This window comes from Ottowia thiooxydans DSM 14619, assembly GCF_000422885.1.
GTDB classification, from domain to species: Bacteria; Pseudomonadota; Gammaproteobacteria; order Burkholderiales; family Burkholderiaceae_C; genus Ottowia; species Ottowia thiooxydans.
In genome coordinates, this window is record NZ_AUGX01000014.1 from 26,219 (window position 1) to 43,420 (window position 17,202).

General features: G+C 59.2%; 15 protein-coding genes. 6 read left to right on the plus strand and 9 right to left on the minus strand.

Annotated features, from left to right (window positions below):
- The first annotated feature begins 1 nt into the window (after nt 1).
- Both G518_RS0113485 and G518_RS0113490 read left to right on the plus strand, forming a co-directional pair.
- Nucleotides 2–1,528: a class I adenylate-forming enzyme family protein gene (locus G518_RS0113485; protein WP_028602995.1), complete on the plus strand. Its 1,527-nt coding sequence runs from the start codon at nt 2–4 to the stop codon at nt 1,526–1,528.
- Nucleotides 1,525–2,427, plus strand: a complete 903-nt coding sequence (locus G518_RS0113490) for an NAD(P)H-binding protein (protein WP_028602996.1) — start codon at nt 1,525–1,527, stop codon at nt 2,425–2,427. Before G518_RS0113485 ends, G518_RS0113490 begins: the two co-directional genes overlap by 4 nt.
- Here G518_RS0113490 and G518_RS39950 read toward each other — a convergent pair.
- Nucleotides 2,405–3,304, minus strand: a complete 900-nt coding sequence (locus G518_RS39950) for a LysR family transcriptional regulator (RefSeq protein ID WP_051236619.1) — start codon at nt 3,302–3,304, stop codon at nt 2,405–2,407. The genes G518_RS0113490 and G518_RS39950 overlap by 23 nt on opposite strands.
- Before the next feature lie 104 nt (nt 3,305–3,408).
- Between G518_RS39950 and G518_RS0113500 the strand changes: the two genes are divergently transcribed.
- The 3 genes from G518_RS0113500 to G518_RS0113510 are packed head-to-tail and all read left to right on the plus strand — an operon-like array spanning nt 3,409 to nt 6,907.
- Nucleotides 3,409–5,076: a GMC family oxidoreductase gene (locus G518_RS0113500; RefSeq protein ID WP_028602997.1), complete on the plus strand. Its 1,668-nt coding sequence runs from the start codon at nt 3,409–3,411 to the stop codon at nt 5,074–5,076.
- A gap of 39 nt (nt 5,077–5,115) precedes the next feature.
- Nucleotides 5,116–6,108: a Bug family tripartite tricarboxylate transporter substrate binding protein gene (locus G518_RS35100; protein ID WP_169457945.1), complete on the plus strand. Its 993-nt coding sequence runs from the start codon at nt 5,116–5,118 to the stop codon at nt 6,106–6,108.
- 37 nt (nt 6,109–6,145) lie between these two features.
- Nucleotides 6,146–6,907: an SDR family NAD(P)-dependent oxidoreductase gene (locus G518_RS0113510; protein ID WP_028602998.1), complete on the plus strand. Its 762-nt coding sequence runs from the start codon at nt 6,146–6,148 to the stop codon at nt 6,905–6,907.
- A gap of 7 nt (nt 6,908–6,914) precedes the next feature.
- Here the strand turns inward: G518_RS0113510 and G518_RS0113515 are convergent, their stop codons facing one another.
- The 5 genes from G518_RS0113515 to fahA form a co-directional block, all read right to left on the minus strand.
- Nucleotides 6,915–7,706, minus strand: a complete 792-nt coding sequence (locus G518_RS0113515) for a cyclase family protein (protein WP_028602999.1) — start codon at nt 7,704–7,706, stop codon at nt 6,915–6,917.
- A 352-nt stretch (nt 7,707–8,058) separates the two neighbouring features.
- Entirely contained in the window at nt 8,059–9,054 is a 996-nt protein-coding gene (locus G518_RS35105; RefSeq protein ID WP_051236623.1) for a Bug family tripartite tricarboxylate transporter substrate binding protein, read from the minus strand.
- Nucleotides 9,055–9,119: 65 nt separating this feature from the next.
- The gene (locus G518_RS0113525) at nt 9,120–9,890 is read right to left on the minus strand and encodes an SDR family NAD(P)-dependent oxidoreductase (RefSeq protein ID WP_028603000.1); all 771 of its coding nucleotides are present in this window, start codon (nt 9,888–9,890) and stop codon (nt 9,120–9,122) included.
- A gap of 28 nt (nt 9,891–9,918) precedes the next feature.
- Nucleotides 9,919–10,941, minus strand: coding sequence for an SMP-30/gluconolactonase/LRE family protein (locus G518_RS0113530; RefSeq protein ID WP_028603001.1), 1,023 nt, complete (start codon nt 10,939–10,941; stop codon nt 9,919–9,921).
- The gene (fahA, locus tag G518_RS0113535) at nt 10,938–12,287 is read right to left on the minus strand and encodes a fumarylacetoacetase (protein ID WP_425414286.1); all 1,350 of its coding nucleotides are present in this window, start codon (nt 12,285–12,287) and stop codon (nt 10,938–10,940) included. Before fahA ends, G518_RS0113530 begins: the two co-directional genes overlap by 4 nt.
- An 88-nt stretch (nt 12,288–12,375) precedes the next feature.
- Here fahA and G518_RS38470 point away from each other — a divergent pair, with 88 nt between their 5' ends.
- Nucleotides 12,376–13,101, plus strand: a complete 726-nt coding sequence (locus tag G518_RS38470; RefSeq protein ID WP_028603003.1) for a TetR/AcrR family transcriptional regulator — start codon at nt 12,376–12,378, stop codon at nt 13,099–13,101.
- Nucleotides 13,102–13,267: 166 nt separating this feature from the next.
- Here G518_RS38470 and G518_RS35115 read toward each other — a convergent pair whose 3' ends face one another.
- From G518_RS35115 to G518_RS0113555, 3 genes are read right to left on the minus strand one after another with little or no spacing between them, the layout of a single operon-like run.
- Entirely contained in the window at nt 13,268–14,242 is a 975-nt protein-coding gene (locus G518_RS35115; RefSeq protein WP_051236624.1) for a Bug family tripartite tricarboxylate transporter substrate binding protein, read from the minus strand.
- A 29-nt stretch (nt 14,243–14,271) separates the two neighbouring features.
- Nucleotides 14,272–15,009 (minus strand): enoyl-CoA hydratase/isomerase family protein, encoded by a 738-nt coding sequence (locus tag G518_RS0113550; RefSeq protein ID WP_028603004.1) that lies wholly within the window; start codon nt 15,007–15,009, stop codon nt 14,272–14,274.
- A 57-nt stretch (nt 15,010–15,066) separates the two neighbouring features.
- Nucleotides 15,067–17,202 (minus strand): acetate--CoA ligase family protein, encoded by a 2,136-nt coding sequence (locus tag G518_RS0113555; RefSeq protein ID WP_084651800.1) that lies wholly within the window; start codon nt 17,200–17,202, stop codon nt 15,067–15,069.

The window sequence follows — 17,202 nt, forward strand, 5'->3', positions numbered from 1 at the left end:
CGTGCTGACTGGCGACATGTTGCGCCGCGCTGCGGAGCGCTTTCCTGAGAAAACTGCGGTGATCTGGCAAGACGTTCAGATCACGTATGGGCAACTGGAGGCGCAGTCCAATCAGTTTGCCAATGCACTTGGCAGCCTTGGTCTTGCACCGGGCGCCAAAGTGGCCATTCTGTGCCGCAACAGGCCCGAGTACGCCTCAGCGTTCTTCGGGGCTGCCCGTAGTGATGTGGTGTTTGTGAATGTGTCGGTGCTCTATTCACCCGAGGAGCTTCAATACGTTCTGGAGCAGGCCGAGGCTGAAGTGCTGCTCTTCGAAGACGCCTTCGCTGAACGTGTTCTTGCAGTTCTTCCTCTGCTCCCACGCATTCGGCACAGCTACGTCATTGGTGAGGCGCAGTCCGGGCTGCCATCTTTCTTTAGCCTGCTGAAGGGCTTCCCGGAAACACCTCCACGTGTTTCGATCGGCGACGCGGATCCCTTTTGCATCACCTACACGGGGGGGACCACGGGGCGGCCGAAAGGCGTGCTTGCCAACCACCGGGCACGATCAGTCACGGCGCATACGGTGGTGGTGGAGAGCAAGCTCGACGAATCGGATGTGGTTGCGATCGTGACGCCGCTTTTCCATGTGGCGGCGCTCAACATCATGCTCCAACCTGCCATTTTGGTTGGGGCGACAGTCGTGCTCCTGCCTAAGTGGGATGTGCGTGCTTTTTCCGAATGCGTACGTGATCACGCGGTGACCGCCGCCTTCATGGTGCCTACACAGGTGGCCATGGTGCTTTCAGACGCTGACTTCAATGCTGCGGACTACGCAAGTTGGGCAAAGCTCAATTTTTCTGGCGCGCCCATGCCTGATTGGGTACAGCAGGCCATGTTGGAGCGTTTATCCAAGGTTCGCCTGACTCAGTTTTACGGCCAATCCGAGATGGGCATTGTTGCCGTCATGAAGCACGAGGACCTTCCTGGCAGGCTGGGCAGCGTAGGGCGGCAAGCTTTTAACGCCGATCTCGCGCTGCTGGATACCAACGGCAAGCCCGTTTCGCAGGGTGAAGTAGGAGAGATCTGCGCGCGTGGTGAGAACGTGATGCTCGAGTACTACCGAGACCCCGTGCAAACGGAGAAATTCAGGGCTCACGGATGGGCGTGGAGCGGAGATCTGGCTACGTTCGATAAGGATGGCTACCTGTCGTTGGTAGATCGTTCCAAGGACATGATTATCTCTGGCGGGGAAAACATCTATCCCAAAGAAATTGAGATCGTGCTCTATGAGCACGAGGCGGTGGCTGAATGTGCGGTGTTTGGTGTGCCGGATAAGACATGGGGGGAATTGCCCGTGGCCCATGTGCAATTAAAGCCTGGTACCAGCGTCAGCGCAGAAGCGCTAATTGAGTACTGCACTACCCGTCTTGCAAGATTCAAACGCCCGCGTACTGTGAAACTGGGGGACGATTTTCCAAGAACCGCCATCGGCAAGATCCAGAAGAACATTCTTCGAGATCAATACAAGCAAGAAGCCACTGAATGACAGGCCATACGATCACTATCACTGGAGCCTCTGGCAAATTGGGGCGCGCGATCTCCGAGGAACTGGCTAGTCGTGTGCCAGTGTCTCTCGTCACCCTGGGCACGCGCTCGCCGGAAAGTCTGCAAGCTTTTGGGGCTTCTGGCTACCGCGTGATGCCGGTAAATTTTGACGAGCCAAGTTCCGTGGAAGAGGCATTCCGGGGCGCTGCCGCGATGTTGTTGATCTGCGGTCACGGTAGCAATGAAACCCGCATACGCCAGCACATGGACGCCATAGACGCCGCCAAGCGTTGCAGCACCGGGCGCATCTACTACACGAGCTTCACCAACCCCACTAAAGCTAGTTTGTTCCCGTTCGCCAAAGTGCATGAAGCGAGTGAAGCGCACGCCCGCGCGAGCGGTCTAAGGTACACGTTCCTGCGCAACAACCACTACGCCGAGAATCTGGAAACTGCATTGCAGCGCGCTCACACTTCCGGTGAACTTTCGCTTCCTGGTGCGAGAGGGAAGGTCGCCTATATCGCACGCCAAGACGTGGCTGCCGCAACGGCGGGGGCGCTTGCCTTGAGCCAGGTAGAAGCATCGTACGAGCTGTCTGGGCCTGAAGCCTTGGATCTCTTTGAAGTAGCCGATCTGGCATCCGAGGCATGGGGGCGAAAGATCACAGCTCGGGATATGCCTGCAGACGAGTACCGGAGTCTTCTCATCGCCCGCGGACTTTCACCCTTCGCCGCGGAGGGGCAGGTGGGCATTCGCTTGGCATCTGGCGCAGGCGAATACGGTGAGATCACCCGAAATGCGGAACAACTCGCCGGGCGAGCTTTGCGCACCATGCGGCAATACCTGCACACCTTTTCTAGAGAAACACTGACAGAGCCTAGCCCACTTGGCCGCGTGTGAAACGAACGAAGCTGGCCGGTATGTCATCAAGGGCACGCCCACGCTTACTGACCAGTACGGGCTGAAGACGGGGCGGCGACCCCAGCACCGGATGAAATTCAAGCACGCCTGCCTGAATGTCCTTTTCGAACACACTGCGGCTGGCCAGGGTGAAACAACCCCCAACGGCCAGCATTGCGCGCAAAATTTCAGTGGATCCCGCCTCGTGGAGCAGAGGCATCGCAGGGAGTACGCCAGCGTCCTGGAAAAGTTGCCGCACAGATCCCTCGTAGAGCGAACCACGCCGCACTGAGTAGATCGGCAACTCCGCCAGCACCGCTAACAGCGCGCGCCCACCAGGCTTGACCGTACCCGCCTTGGTCACCCAACCCAGCGGTTCGTTGAAGCGGGCATGGAGTGTCATCGTGCCATCGGCCGCGGCCCCAGCGAGAAAGGCGCAGTCAACCTCTTCCTCTATCAGCAGATTCTTTACTTCCTCGCTCGTGCCCGTGCGCACCGTAAGACAAACGCCGCGGTTTTCTCGAATGAACCCGGAGAGCAGACGGGGCACCAGATTGGCAGTCGAGGTATGGAAGGCTCCAACGCGCAAAAGGGGGCGCCCATGTACATCCTGCTGAATCGCCGCGATGGCTTGGGCGGCTACGCGCAACAGGTCGCGACAGCCCGGTAGCAGGGCTTCCCCTGCGCCGGTGAGACTCACACCGCGGTTGTGTCGGCGCAGCAAGACCACGCCGGCTTTCGCCTCAAGTTGGGCTATGTGCGCTGAAACGTTCGACTGAGTTGTGTCCAGCGCCAATGCTGCGCGCGAAAAACTGCGCGTGTTAGCCACAGCCACAAAGTGGCGAGCACTCTCTGTGCTCAAAAGGGGAGATGACATCCCATCAGCATATCATTTGCCCCCTCCTGGATACCTCTATTTCAGATAGCCAAAATCTCTTTTTAGGTGATCAAGATAGAGTGCATGTCCGTATCGTTCCGTACATGCAAAAAAGTTTTGACGTGATTGTGGTTGGCGCCGGATCGGCGGGCTGCATCGTCGCCCGGCGGTTATCAGAGAACCTCCATTGCCGTGTATTGCTGCTTGAAGCAGGTACGGATCCCGGACCTCTGGAGACCCCAGACATCCGACACCCCTATCCACTCTCTGCCTACGATGCTTCGCTTCAGTGGCCTGGGTTGAAGGGCAGGGTGGTCGATGGTCCTGACCATCGCGTGGCACGCATTCCTCAGGGGCGCTTGGTGGGAGGGTCGTCTGCCATCAATGCAATGGTGGCCATGCGTGGCGTAGCCGCCGACTATGACGAGTGGCATGCCGCAGGAGCCAGCGGCTGGGCGTGGGAAGATGTGGAGCCTGCCTTTCGCAAACTGGAATCGGCGCAGCCAGCAGGGCACTGCGACGACGCCGGTTCGATCGCGGTGGCACGACAACCGCGCAGTACGGACCGACCCCTTAGCAACGCTTTGCTACAAACTTGGGGCGAGGCGGGATGGCAACGCATTGAGGACCCGAATTCTGACTTTCGAGATGGCTGCTTCATCCAACCCATGTCAATCGATGCCTTGGGGCGCTGTTCGGCCAACCGGGCCTACCTGGGAGAGCACACGCGTGCGCGTCGCAACCTGGAGGTGCTGCCGGGTGCCCGCTGCCTGCGCGTGAAGTTGGAGGGCACACGTGTCCAAGGGGTAGACATCGAAGTGAATGGCGAGTTGCGCGAAGTCGCCGCTCCCCAGGTGTTTCTGTGCGCAGGGGCCTTGCAGACACCCGCCATACTTTTGCGATCGGGTGTGGGTGACGCTGCGACGCTTCAGCGGTTGGGTATTCGAATCGCGGCGCCTCTGCCGGCCGTGGGCCGCAACTTGCAGAACCATGGAGCTATTCCTTTAGGCGTGTCTCTGCGCGGCCGTACCACCTTACCGCCCCATCTGCCAACGGCCCACGCGGCCCTGCGCCTTTCTTCTGGAGAGCATCCTTCATCGGGGGATACCTACTTCTCCGTCTGGGACCGGGCCGCATGGCATGCCGCCGGCGGGCACATTGCCGTACTCAATGTGGTGCTGCACCGGCCGTTGTCAGCGGGATCTGTCACCTTGAGCAGCGCAGACCCGGCGCAGGCACCCGTGGTGAACTTCAACATGTTGGACCACCCGAGTGATGTGCGCCGCCTCGCCTTGGCTGTACGCAAGGCCTTGGACTTTCTGGATAGCGCCTCAGTCCGGGCCATTCGCGATGAGGTTGGCTTGGTAAAAATGGGGCGGGCTGCTTCGTGGATGGGCATGCGAACACCTTGGACCCGTGCGGCCAGCGGGGCATTGGGCTCGGCCGCGTGGGTCTCTCCCAGGCTGCTTCGTCCTCTGCATCCGCTCGCACTCAAACCGCTACCTCTGCCGTTCCTTGCGGGAGTAGACGACGCAGGCGCGTGCGCTGCGCTGCGCTCTGCGCTGGCTCTGCAATACCACCAGGTTGGTACCTGCGCAATGGGTACATCGGAGTTCGACTCGGTGACCGCGCCCAACGGAAGCGTTCACGGCGTGATCGGGTTGCACGTCGCGGATGCGTCTGCGCTGCCAGCGGTTCCGCGTGCCAACACCAATCTACCAGTGATGATGGCCGCTGAAAGGATCTCGGCCATGTTTATAAACCGGAACTGACTCCGGTCCCTCTTTGCACATTCCAAAGGAGACAAAATGATGAAACGCCGAATTTTTATAGGGGGCCTCGCCTCTGTTGCGGGTGCCGCCGTCGTACCGGCGAGGGCTCAGGCCTATCCCGACAAACCAGTCAAGGCCTTACTCGGATTGAGCGCAGGAGGGGGGGCGGACGCGCTTTCGCGCGTGCTCTTCAGAAGCCTGGAGTCGCATTTGCGGCAACCCATCGTGCTGGAGAACCGGCCAGGGGCTGGGACAACGCTGGCGGCCGAAGCGGTGGCTCGCTCTGATCCCGACGGCCAAACCATTTACGTGGCTACCGGCAGCTACGTTACGAGCGGGGTGCTACTGCAGCAAAGGGGCACTGCGCTACAACGCACGGGGATTGATTTGTTCTCCTCGCTGGCACCTGTGAGCTTGATGTTCACGGCGCCATATTGTGTGGCGGTGAATGGCACATCAGACATTCGCACTATTGAAGATCTGCTGACGCTGGCCCGCCGGGCGCCCGGTCAGGTGACGTATGCGTCCTCGGGCATGGGCAGCCAACCCCATTTCGCGGGAGAGCTATTTCAGGTTCTAACGCGCACAAAGCTATTGCATGTGCCTTATCGAGGTCTTGGCCCGGCCATCATCGATGTGCTCGGAGGCCAGGTGCAACTGGTCTTCTCCGACATGAACTCCGTGTTTCCGCGCCACCGCAGTGGCGAGTTGAGAATTCTCGCGGTCACCGGGCGCGCCCGCGCAGCGCTCGCACCGAACATACCGACCATGGCTGAAGCAGGCGTAGCCGGCATGGACATCTCGGCATGGCAGGGCTATTTAGTGCCCTCACGTACACCGCGAGAGCGCATTGATGTGCTGAGCTCCGCTATCCGGCGCAGTCTTGCTGAACCCGCTGTACGCGACAAAGTGCTGGAGAACGCCGGTGTGCCAGCTGATGCCACCCCGGAACACTTCCTCGCTTTCCTGGAAAAGGAACGCCAGCTCTACCGAAAGCTGGCAAGCGATGCCGGTATCAAGGCCGATTCGTGAGCGCCCCATTCTTTCTCGATCCAACGCCAGTCACTCCATGATTCAGTACGATTTCTCCGGCCAGACGGCCATTATTACCGGGGCCGCCAGCGGCGTAGGCTTGCATACTGCCCGGCGCCTGCACGATAGCGGCGCGCGCATAAGCCTTTGGGACATTGACGCTGCTGCCCTGTCACGGGCCGCGCAAGAACTGGGCAGCGGCGATCGGGTTGACACCCGTGTGGTCGATGTCTGCCAGAAGGAAAGCATCCTTGTGGCCACCCGCGAGGTTCTGAAGCGTTGGGCTCGTATCGACATCCTCATCAACAACGCCGGCATCATCCGCCCCCCCAGCGTACTGGCAGAAGTCTCGCTGAAGGACTGGCAAGACGTGCTGGACATCAACCTGACCGGCACCTTCTTGTGCTGCCAAGCGGTCATACCGCATATGGCAGAGGTGGGCTATGGCCGCGTGGTCAACATTGGCTCTACCTCGGGCAAGGAAGGTAACCCCTTCACGCCCGCCTATTCCGCCGCCAAGGCCGGGGTGATGGCCATGACGAAGAGCTTGGCCAAGGAGTTCGCCAAGCAGGGCGTGCTGGTGAACTGCGTCGCACCCACCGTTCTCGATACCCCCATGACACGCCGCAATATTGAAATCGCACCCGAACGCACGCAGAAGCTGCTGGAGAAGATTCCAATGGGTCGTTTCGGCCAGGTGGATGAACTGGCCACCATGCTTTTATGGCTATCGTCCAGCGAGTGCAGCTTCAGTACTGGCGCAGTATTTGACTTGTCCGGGGGACGGGCGACGTACTAGGGCGCAATCACTCACCAAAGAAGATCGCCACGGCTCGTGTCCACCCGGCTGAGGCGGCGCGTATCTTGTGTGGAAAGCAGGAGATATGAAAGCCGCTCGCTGGCAGGGCTTCCAGGTTGTGCAGTTTCTCAAGATGGCAATAGCCGATGTCCCGACCAGCCTTATGGCCTTCCCAAATCACGCTAGCGTCTTTTGAGGCCGCATATTTTTCCGCAGTGTAGACAAAGGGTGCGTCCCAGCTCCAGCCATCTGTGCCTGTCACGCGGATGCCGCGCTCCAGCAAATACATAGTCGCTTCATAGCCCATGCCACACCCGGAGGTCACGTAATCCGGATGGCCATAACGCATGCCCGCCCGGGTGTTGATCACCACGATCTCCATGGGGCTGAGGGTATGACCTATGCGCTTCAGTTCGGCTTCAACATCCGCGGCCTGCACCACATACCCGTCCGCGAAGTGGCGAAAGTCCAGTTTCACACCCGGTTGGAAGCACCACTCCAGCGGTACCTCATGGATGGTCATTGACGGTTGGCTTTCGCCGAGCTTGCCGTCCATGGTGGAATGAAAATGGTAGGGCGCGTCAAGATGCGTGCCGTTGTGAGTGGTGAGCGATATTTTTTCCAACGCCCAACCCTCTCCATCAGGCAGATCACCAGGCTGCAGGCCGGGAAAAAATGCGGTGGCCTCGTCCAGTGTGTCTTTGTGGGTCAGGTAGTTGATCTTCGGCGCGTAGGCGGGCGGGTCAGAGACCACATCGTTTTCAAGAAAGATAGAGAGATCGACAAAACGTGGTTTCATTAACCGAGGGTCCATGGGAGGCTTTCTTTAGCTCTCGATAGAGGCAAGTCAAGCGGCCGTTCATTGAAGGCCGCTCAACCAGCCCCTCCGCAGAGAAAAATAATTCAATTGACCAGTTATTGGTCCGACACGTTGATGTAATAACCGTTCGCCCTGAGGTTCTATGGTTTCGGTCAAACTGTGAGTGGCGTTGAAACAAAAATACCGTTCGGGTTGAGCTTGTCGAAACCTTGCGCAACGCTTCGACAAGCTCAGCGCGAACGGATTTTTTGAACCTATCCAAGGGCTTAGACCCTTCTCAGGGCGACCGAAACTCAAACTTCATAGGTCGTATTAATAGAGCGCGACGCGCTTATTCAGCCTTGATGTCGTAATCCTTGACCACCTTGGCCCAAGCTTTCGCATCTTCCGCAAGAAAAGCCTGGAATTCGCGGATGGAGCCACCCGCAGGGACCAAACCCAGGTCGGTCAGGCGCTTGCGGAATTCTTCGGAATCTATGATCTGCTGAGAGATGCCTGCAATCTTGTTGATCGCCGCAGCGGGGGTGCCTTTGGCAGCCAGGATGCCATGCCAGGAGTCACCCACAAAGCCTGGGTACACGTCTGCAATCGGCGGCACGCCTGGAAGGGCTGCCACGCTTTTCAGCGAAGACACGCCAAGTGCGCGCAGCTTGCCGGCCTTGAGCTGGCCCATAGCCGTGGTGCTCGGTTCAAACGATACATCCACATTGCCGTTCATCACATCGATCAGGCCGCCATCCTTGTAGGGCACGTGGGTCATGCTGATTCCGGCGGAACTCAAGAAGCGCGCCATCGCCACATGGGTGGAGATGCCTATGCCATAGCTGGCGTAGTTCATCTTGCCTGGCTTGTCCTTGCCGGCTTGCACCAACTGCTGAACTGACTTGATAGGCGAATTGGCGGACACCACCATCACCAGCGGCACAGACAGGATGCGACTGACAGGCATCAAATCTTCAGCCTTATAGGGAAGGCTCTTGTAGATATACGGGTTGATGGAAGTGGTGTTGGACACCGTATACAGCAGGGTGTAGCCATCAGCCGGCGCGGCCAGTACGGCCTGTGTGCCGATGATGGTGGCGGCGCCCGGTTTGTTGTCAATGACGACCGGCTGGCCAACGGCCTTCGAAAGCTGCTCTCCCCACACGCGGGAAATCACATCAGGCGAGCTGCCGGCGCCAAAGGGCACGACGACGCGGATTGGCCTGTCCGGGAAGGCGCCTTGTGCCCAGCTTGCGCCAGCAACGGCCAGCCCCGCGATCATCGCAAGGGCAGAACGCCGGTTTGAGGTGAATGCGGCGAACTTCGAAGTCTTGACTGATTTCATACGTGTCTCCTGTAGTAGCGCTATGTGGAAAAAAGGGGTAAGGAACGGATGTGGATCACACCTGCTTAGGCAGACGCCACTTCGCCAGCGCCGCCATAGGCGGACCAGCCACCATCTACAGGCAGGACGACGCCGGTGACGTAGCTGGCGGCGTCTGACAGCAGGAAGCTGGCAGCAGCGGTTACCTCATGGACCTTGCCGAAACGGGCCAAAGGCGTGCGGCCTTCCAGTCGTGCGACATCAATCTTTTTATCGGCCTTGAGTTGCGCAACCATGGGGGTGTCAATGTAGGCGGGTGCGATGGCATTCACACGTACTGATGAGCCGCCCCACTCGCATGCAAGGGTGCGCGTCAGGTGGGCAACCGCCGCTTTGGCCGGGCCATAGGCATGCCGGCGTGGCGCAGCACTTAAGCCTTGGATCGATGACACATTGACGATAGCGCCGGAACGCTGTGCCACCAGAATGCGCCCCACAGCACGGCAAGCCAGGAAGGTGCCGCGCAGGTTGGTGTCAACGATTTTTTGCCAGGTGTCGATGTCGATGTCCAGTGCTTTGGCAACTTGGTCAGCCACCCCTGCGCAATGAAACATGCCATCAAGGCCGTTCATGCTGCGTTCAGCGGACGCGGCCAACGCTTCGCAGTCGGCTTCTAAAGTCACATCGCAGGCGGCAACGCCTGCAGCGCCAACGTCTTTGCCTGCCTTGTGAAGCGAAGGCCCCTCCAGGTCGGCCAAAAACACCATTGCGCCCGCCTGGCGGAACGCTTTCGCAGCGCCATAGCCGATGCCGCTGGCGGCTCCGGTGACGATGAGCTTTTTGCCTGTGAGGTTCATGGTTGTCTCGTGCCTGGGTGTTCGGGGCTTATTTCCAGTGAACCATCGGCAGGCCTGCCACGGGCGACTGGAAGCTTGGGATGCGCGAACCACGCAAGTGACCGAGGTAGGCGGTTTTAAGGTCTGGCCCGCCGAAGGTCACACTCGCCAACCAGGGTGCGATCTTGCCGCCGGTTTTCTCCAGCGTTGAAAACGGCATGGGTTTTCCGGTAGCAAAATCAGCCTCAAATTGGGCTGTTGTGGCCGGGTCACCGTCATCAAGCAGTGTGAGCGCATCGCCTTCGGGTGTGATGGCTACCAGCCTGTCCGCAAAAATCATGGTGCACCAGAGGTTGCCAAAGCTGTCAAAGGTGATCCCGTCGATCAGCCCGGTGCCCAGGTTGCCAGGGCCATAGACCTCGCGGTCTGTGAGTGAGCCGTCAGCTTGCACACGCAGGCGGCTGACGCGTTTGGCGGTGGTCTCTGCCACGTAAAGAAACTCTTCCTTCGCGTCCAGCCGGATCTCGTTAGTAAACGAAAAGCCATCGGCCACAACTCGCAGCCCTTTCTCGTCCAGCAGGCAGATGTAGCCGTCTTGCAAAGTGGAGCGCAGCGCGTCGCTCCAGGGGTTGATGCGTGTGGATACGGTGATCCAGATGCGGTTGCGCGAATCACGCAGCACGAAATTGACCTTGCCCATCGGCTTGCCATCCAGGCTGTTGAAGAGCAGCTTGTATTCACCCTGGCGTGTCATCAGCTCCAGCGCATCGGTGCCAAAATTGGAGATCAGGATGTCGCCGTTTTCAGCAAACGCCAGCCCGTTTGGCAGGGTTCCCTGCAACAGGCTGGTTTGGGCATCGGCACTCAGGTCAAAGTGCTTGTCTGCCTTGGGGGCGATGAGTTGTTGTGTGCCGTTCGGGTCTATGCGCATCACGCCGCCCCGTGCGTCAGCAGACCATAGAGTGCCGTCGCGTTCGGCCAGGATGCATTCGGGGCGCTGAAGATCGTGACCGGTCCAGCTGATGGCTTCACGGTCTACCTGCCAGCCGCGCAGGGGATTGCTGGGTTTCATGATGCTGCTCCGTTTTTGTTGCTGTCTACCGGCGTTATCAGACCCGTGCAATGGCCGAAACCCACGCGGTAGCCCTTGCCCTGCGCCCAGGCTGTCAATGCCACTTCGTCGCCGTCTTCCAGATACAGGCGGGTGCCGCCTTGTTCGAGGGTGATGGCCTGCCTTCCGTCGCGGGTGGCTTCATAGAGACAACCCTGCGCGTTCGGGCCGCTGGCACTCACCGTTCCGGTGGCCAGCAGGTCGCCTGGCATCAGGTTGCAGCCGGTGCTGGTGTGGTGCGCCACTTGCTGCGCAAAGCTCCAGTAGAGGGCCTGGAGGTTGCTGCGGCAAACCACGGATGCTTTGGTGTGGTCCTTGGGCTTGATGGATGCTTCCATGTGAACGTTGAAGTTGCGCGGCCCCTTTTGGTCGAGGTAGGCCAGCGGCGGTGGCGTCTGTTCTGGGCCGTCGGTGCGGAATGGCTCCAGTGCATCGAAGGTCACTATCCACGGCGATATGCTGGTTCGATGGCTCTTGGATACGAATACGCCCAAGGGTTGCGCCTCCCAGGCCTGAACGTCGCGAGTGCTCCAGTCGTTCAGCAGAACCACGCCAAACATGTGTGCATCTGCATCGGCTATGCCCACCGTGCTGCCTAGTTCGTTGCCGCGCCCAACCACGATGGCGGCTTCAAGTTCGAAGTCGAGTTTGGCTGTCGGCTGGTAGGCCGGCGCCGTCTGGCCTTCGCTCAGCACCTGCCCACGCGGCCGCTTGACGGGTGTACCGCTCACCACCACAGAGCTCGCGCGGCCGTTGTAAGCCATGGGCAGGTAGGTCCAGTTGCGCCAGAGTTGCCCCGCCGCAGCGCCACCCACGATGTCAACGCAATTGAGCGAATGCTCACGTGAGAGCATGAAGTCACTGAAACCGCCCACGGTGACGGGCATGTGCAACTTCACGGACGACATGGTATGGAATACTTTTGCGCGCAGCGCCGCATCGTCGCGAAGGATGGGGTTGTCATGGCGCAGCAGTTGGCTCACGCGTGTGCGCACGGCCGTGGTAGCTTCACGGCCCAATGCAATGAAGTCATTAAGCACAGGGCGCGCAAACAGGCTGGCGCCTGCGGGAAGCTCCGAAATCTTTAGCAATCCGGCCGTTTCAAGGGCTTCCAGGTCCAGCACCGTGTCGCCAATCGCCACACCTGCACGGGGGCTGCCGCCGGCGGGGCTGAAAATTCCGAAGGGCAGGTTTTGAATCGGGAAGTGCGACTCGGAGGGCACTTCGAGAAATGATCGCAATGTTGGGTCGTTGGGATGCATTCTTGCTATCTGGTTTTTAGTCAGACGTTTGGGAACGGCCGACAAATGAACTAATCTGGATAGCAATCTTATTTATTTATACGTATGTCTAAATAGGTGAATACCCGAGCACCATTAAAGCTACAGTCCTCTTATGACCGTATCCAAAAAAACTCAGAAAACGCCATCGGTGGCACCAGTGGCACCTGCCTCGCCACCGAAACGCCGCGGGCCCCGGCCGAAGGGTGAATCTGAGCAGTTAAGGGCAAAAATTCTTGATTGCGCCGAAAAGCTATTTGCCGAGCACGGGTTTCACGGCACGTCCATTCGAGACATTGCAGCTTTGTCAGATGTGCAGCTTGCCTTGGTGGGCTACCACTTTGGCTCAAAGGAGGATTTGCTGGACAGCGTCCTTGCCCGGCGGGCCACTGTTTGTTACGGTGAGCGCATGGCCTTTCTCGAAGAGGCACGCAAGCGCTACGGTGCGCAGCCGATTCCCGTCGGAGAACTGTTTGATGGTTTCGCCGCCTGCTTTCTTGCACGGCCATCGCGCAACGACGCTGGATGGCGAAACTACGCCACCTTGGTCGCCAATCTGGCCAACGCCGCGCAATGGGGCAACCTGATCAGCAAGCACTACGATGACGGCGCTCGGGCTTACGTCAAGGAACTTCAGCGCTCATACCCCAACGCCGACTCAGAGAAGGTCCTTCAGGCGTTCTTCTTTATGATCGCCGTGATGCTTGCCGTTTGCGCACGACCTGGCCGCATTGAGCGGCTTTCGGAAATGCAATTCCAGTCGTCAGAAGTCACTCAGTTGGCGAGCAGCGTTTCTCTCTTCGTGGTGGGTGGTTTTCACAGCCTGGTCGCGGGTTCGTGAGCAAAGTGAGTTCCAAAGGGTGAAGCGAAAAAGCCAAGAGACTTGAATCACTTGGCTTTAGGTTGCTGAAGAGCTGGGTTTAGCTAAAGCGATCCGTCGTTAGCTGTCGTCGGACGTCTGAGGCTTTGCTGAGGCGACAGCCACGGTGCAGATTCCCGCAATCGCCTTAATCAGCCTTGATGCTTTCTTTCTGAATCACTTCTTTCAGATAGTTGGCATCTTGCTGAACGCGCTTACCGAAATCCGCCGGCCCTTCAAAATCAGGGTACATGGCAGAGAGCAGCAACTGCTCACGCACGCCTGGAGAAGCCAGAACCTTGCGTGTTTCCTCGGCCATACGCGCCACAATGGCTGGTGGGGTGCCTTTGGGTGCAAACAATCCAAACCAGCTTGGAACGTTGACATCAAAGCCTTGTTCCTTCAGCGTGGGTACGTCGGGCAATTGTGGATTGCGTTCGTCACTCGCGGTGGCCAAGCCCTTGAGTTCTCCTGCTTTGACGCGGGGCGCAGGTACGGGGTCATACATCACGTCGATGCGGCCGCCGATCATGTCGCTCATGGACTCCACCGCGCCTTTGTACGGAATATGCGTGACTTGAATGCCGGTTTGCTTATGCAGCAACACGCCCGTCAGGTGAACAATGGAGCCTACGCCATTAGAGGCGAAGTTGTACTTGTTCGGATTGGCCTTGGCCGCCGCAACGAACTCCTTGTAGTTGGAAAACGGAGCATCTTTTCGGGCAGAAACCAGGCCGTAGGATGAGCTGAGCTTGGCCACAGGGGCGAAGCTTTCCCATGTGTAGCTGGTCTTGCGCAAATAGGGGGCAACGGCTACCGTAGCCGTGGGGCCGACAAAGAAGTTGTAGCCATCAGGCGCTGCCTTGGAGGCGTATTCGGTTCCTAGAATGGCACCCGCGCCCGGCTTGTTCTCCACGATGATCGGTTGACCCAGCGCTTTGGAAAGGCGATCGCCAATGAAGCGCGTGATGATGTCAGAAGAGCCACCGGGAGGGTAAGGCGTGACGAAGTGAATCGGCTTGTTGGGCCAGTTCGCCGGAGCGGATTGGGCCATGGCCGAAGTGAAGGCTGCAGGCAGTGTAGCCAGCGCCATCAGGGTGATGAGGCGTCTTTTTTGAATCATGAAGTCTCCTTGCATTGAGCTCGCTGAAATCAGCTGCCGGTGAATTTCGGGGCGCGCTTTTCCTTGAATGAGGCCACGCCTTCCTTGACATCATGGCTGGTCGCAATGCGCTCCAGCATGGCGCGCTGCGGGTAGTGCTGCGCGGAGGGTGAAACGGGCAGGGTGCCCGAGGCGATGGACTTCATGGCTTGAACGACCAGCGGGGCATTGCGAGCGATTTTTGCTGCAAGTTCCAGTGCCACTGTCATGGCCTGCCCCTTGGGCACCACGCGGTTGACCAGGCCGATTTCATAGGCGCGTTGAGCCGTCATCGGGTCACCGGTCATCAGCCATTCCAGGCCAGCCTTGTACTGCATGCGGGGAGGAAAACCCGCCATGATGCCGGCGAAAGCGCCAATCTTGGCTTCAGGGTAGATGAATTGCGCCTGCTCTTCGGCCACAGCCATATCGGCGAGCATGACCATGGTGGAACCCGCACCCACTGCAAAGCCATTGACGGCGCAGATGATGGGTTTGTCGCAAGGCACGGAGAGATTGGGCATGCAGATCCACACATCGCGTGGCATGTCTTTCAAGTCGGCGCCAGCAGAAAACGCCTGGTCACCGGCGGCACCCAAAACGGCCACGCGGTCATCACTATCTGCAAAACGGCGCCATGCGGCGTTCAGTCCCTGTACGACGGCATTGTTGATGGAGTTGCGTGCTTCGGGGCGATTGATGGTGATGCGTGCAACGCCGTCAACGCTTTCGTATGTGATTTCTGACATGAATAGTCTCCTGTGTGTGATTGAATTGGTTTTCGAGAAAATTAAGCGCTAGAGACGTTAAGCCAGGGTGGCTCTGGCGTCAGCGGCCACGATGCGATCGCCTGCAACGAATAGTGGGTTGATGTCGAGCTCACGCAAGCGGCCGTTGGAGGTGGCCGCTAGCGAACCCAGGCGCACCAGCACATCTGCAATGGCATCCAGGTTGGCAGGCGGGCGGCCGCGGAAGCCGGTGAGCAGGGCGCGGCTGCGCAATCTGTCCAGCATGGAGCGAGCCATGGCATGAGAAAGCGGTGCTGGCCAAAGCTGTACGTCTTTCATCAGCTCCACCAGCACACCGCCTGCACCCACCATGACCAGCGGGCCAAACTCAGGATCGTTCTGGATGCCGAGGATCAGCTCCGCATCAGCGCGCCACATCTCTGTGACCAGATAGCCATCAAGATTGTTCACGCCAGCGGTTCTTGCGGCATCAGCGATAGCTTGGCAAGCCTCGCGCACGGCAGCATCACCTTGGACTCCAAGGCGCACTCCGCCGATGTCACTCTTATGCACAATCTGCGCGCTGACAGCCTTGATGGCAACCGCACTACCAATCTCCTGTGCTGCCTTGACCGCTGCCTCAGCATCTACTGCAAACGACCAGCGCGTGGTGGGAATGCCGTTGGCTTCGAGCAGGCGGCGTGCATCGGGTTCAGTCAAAAAGCCGCTTGGAAGATCTTTGGGAATACCGCTGTCGGCCAGGGGTTTCACAGCCGGTTGCGGCTCCGTACGGTGGGCCAGCACCGCAAGTACCTTGAGCGCATCGTGCAGGCTGTCAAAGTAGCCCAAGCGTGCTTCACGCATCATGCGGCGCGCAATTTCCCCGTGATTGCCAGCGCCTTGGACGAAAGCCAGCGGTTTGTTCGAACGTGTAGCTGCGGAAATGGCCGCCTTCACAACGAGTTCTTGCCCTGGCTGGGTGGTGAGCAGTAGCAAACCTGCGCCGACACCAGGATCAGACATGGCGCGGTCCAGCGCGATACCGATCGAGCCGCCAGCCACTTCAGGGTCCGGCGTAGCTTGATGGTTGAGCATGCCGAAGTCGAAGGGCAACTGACGGTGGGTCGCCGGCAACACAGACGAAACGGCTTGCACGGTGGCATCAGACAGGTGTGGCAATTCAAGGCCGTGCGCTTCCAACCCGTCGACCAGCAAAGCACCGCCGCCGCCGGAGCCTGAGAACACGGCAACGTTGTTCGATGTGCTGCGTTTTCCCAGCTGCAGCATCTGCGCACCTTGCAGCAAATCGTAGATGGACTCAAAGAGGTAAACACCCCAGCGCCTGCATGTGGCCTCAAAAGAGGGCCAGGCGCCAGCCAGGCTAGCGGTGTGCGATGCAGCGGCGCGGGCGCCTGCTTCACTGCGGCCAGATTTCGCCACGCAAACGGGTTTCCCTACGGCCGCAGCGCGTTCCAGCAGGGCGGTAAAGCGCTGCGGGTCTTTGATGCCTTCGATGTAGAGCGTGATGACTTCCGTCATCGGGTCATCAATCAAATACTCGAAGAAATCGTTCAGATCCAGATCGGCTTGGTTACCCACTGAAATGGTGGATGAGAAACCCGCACCCACATCCACGCCGCGCGAGATCATGGCACCCATGAGGGCGCCGCTCTGGCTGGCCATGCCGATGCCGCCTGCGGGCAGCTTTTCCACAGTGCCCATGACGACACCGGTGGTGGCACAAAGGTTGTGATGCGCGTTCATCAGGCCCATGCAGTTGGGGCCAATCAGCCGCACGCCGCCGGCGCGGGCGATGGCGACCAATTCTTCCTCTTCTGCGCGACCTTCCGGGCCTGTTTCGGCGAACCCAGCCGTGATGCAGAGTGCGCAGCCTACCTTCTTGGCCACGCAGTCTTCAAGGGCCGCCTTGATGTGCTCACGGGGCAGCAAAAGGATGGCGAGATCAACGGGGCCGGGGCAATCCTTGACCGATTGATAGGCCGGCAGGCCCAACAATTCTGTGGCACGCGCATTGATTGGGTAGATAGGCCCGTTGTGCTGATGCTTCATCATGTAGCGCAGCAGGCGGCCACCCCACTTGGTTTCGTCGCCGGAAGCGCCGACGATGGCCACTCCGGTTGGATGCAGGATTTGTCGTACAGTTTGGTTGGGAGTCACAGGCGAGCTCATCTGATCGGAAACGGGTGTCGTCAT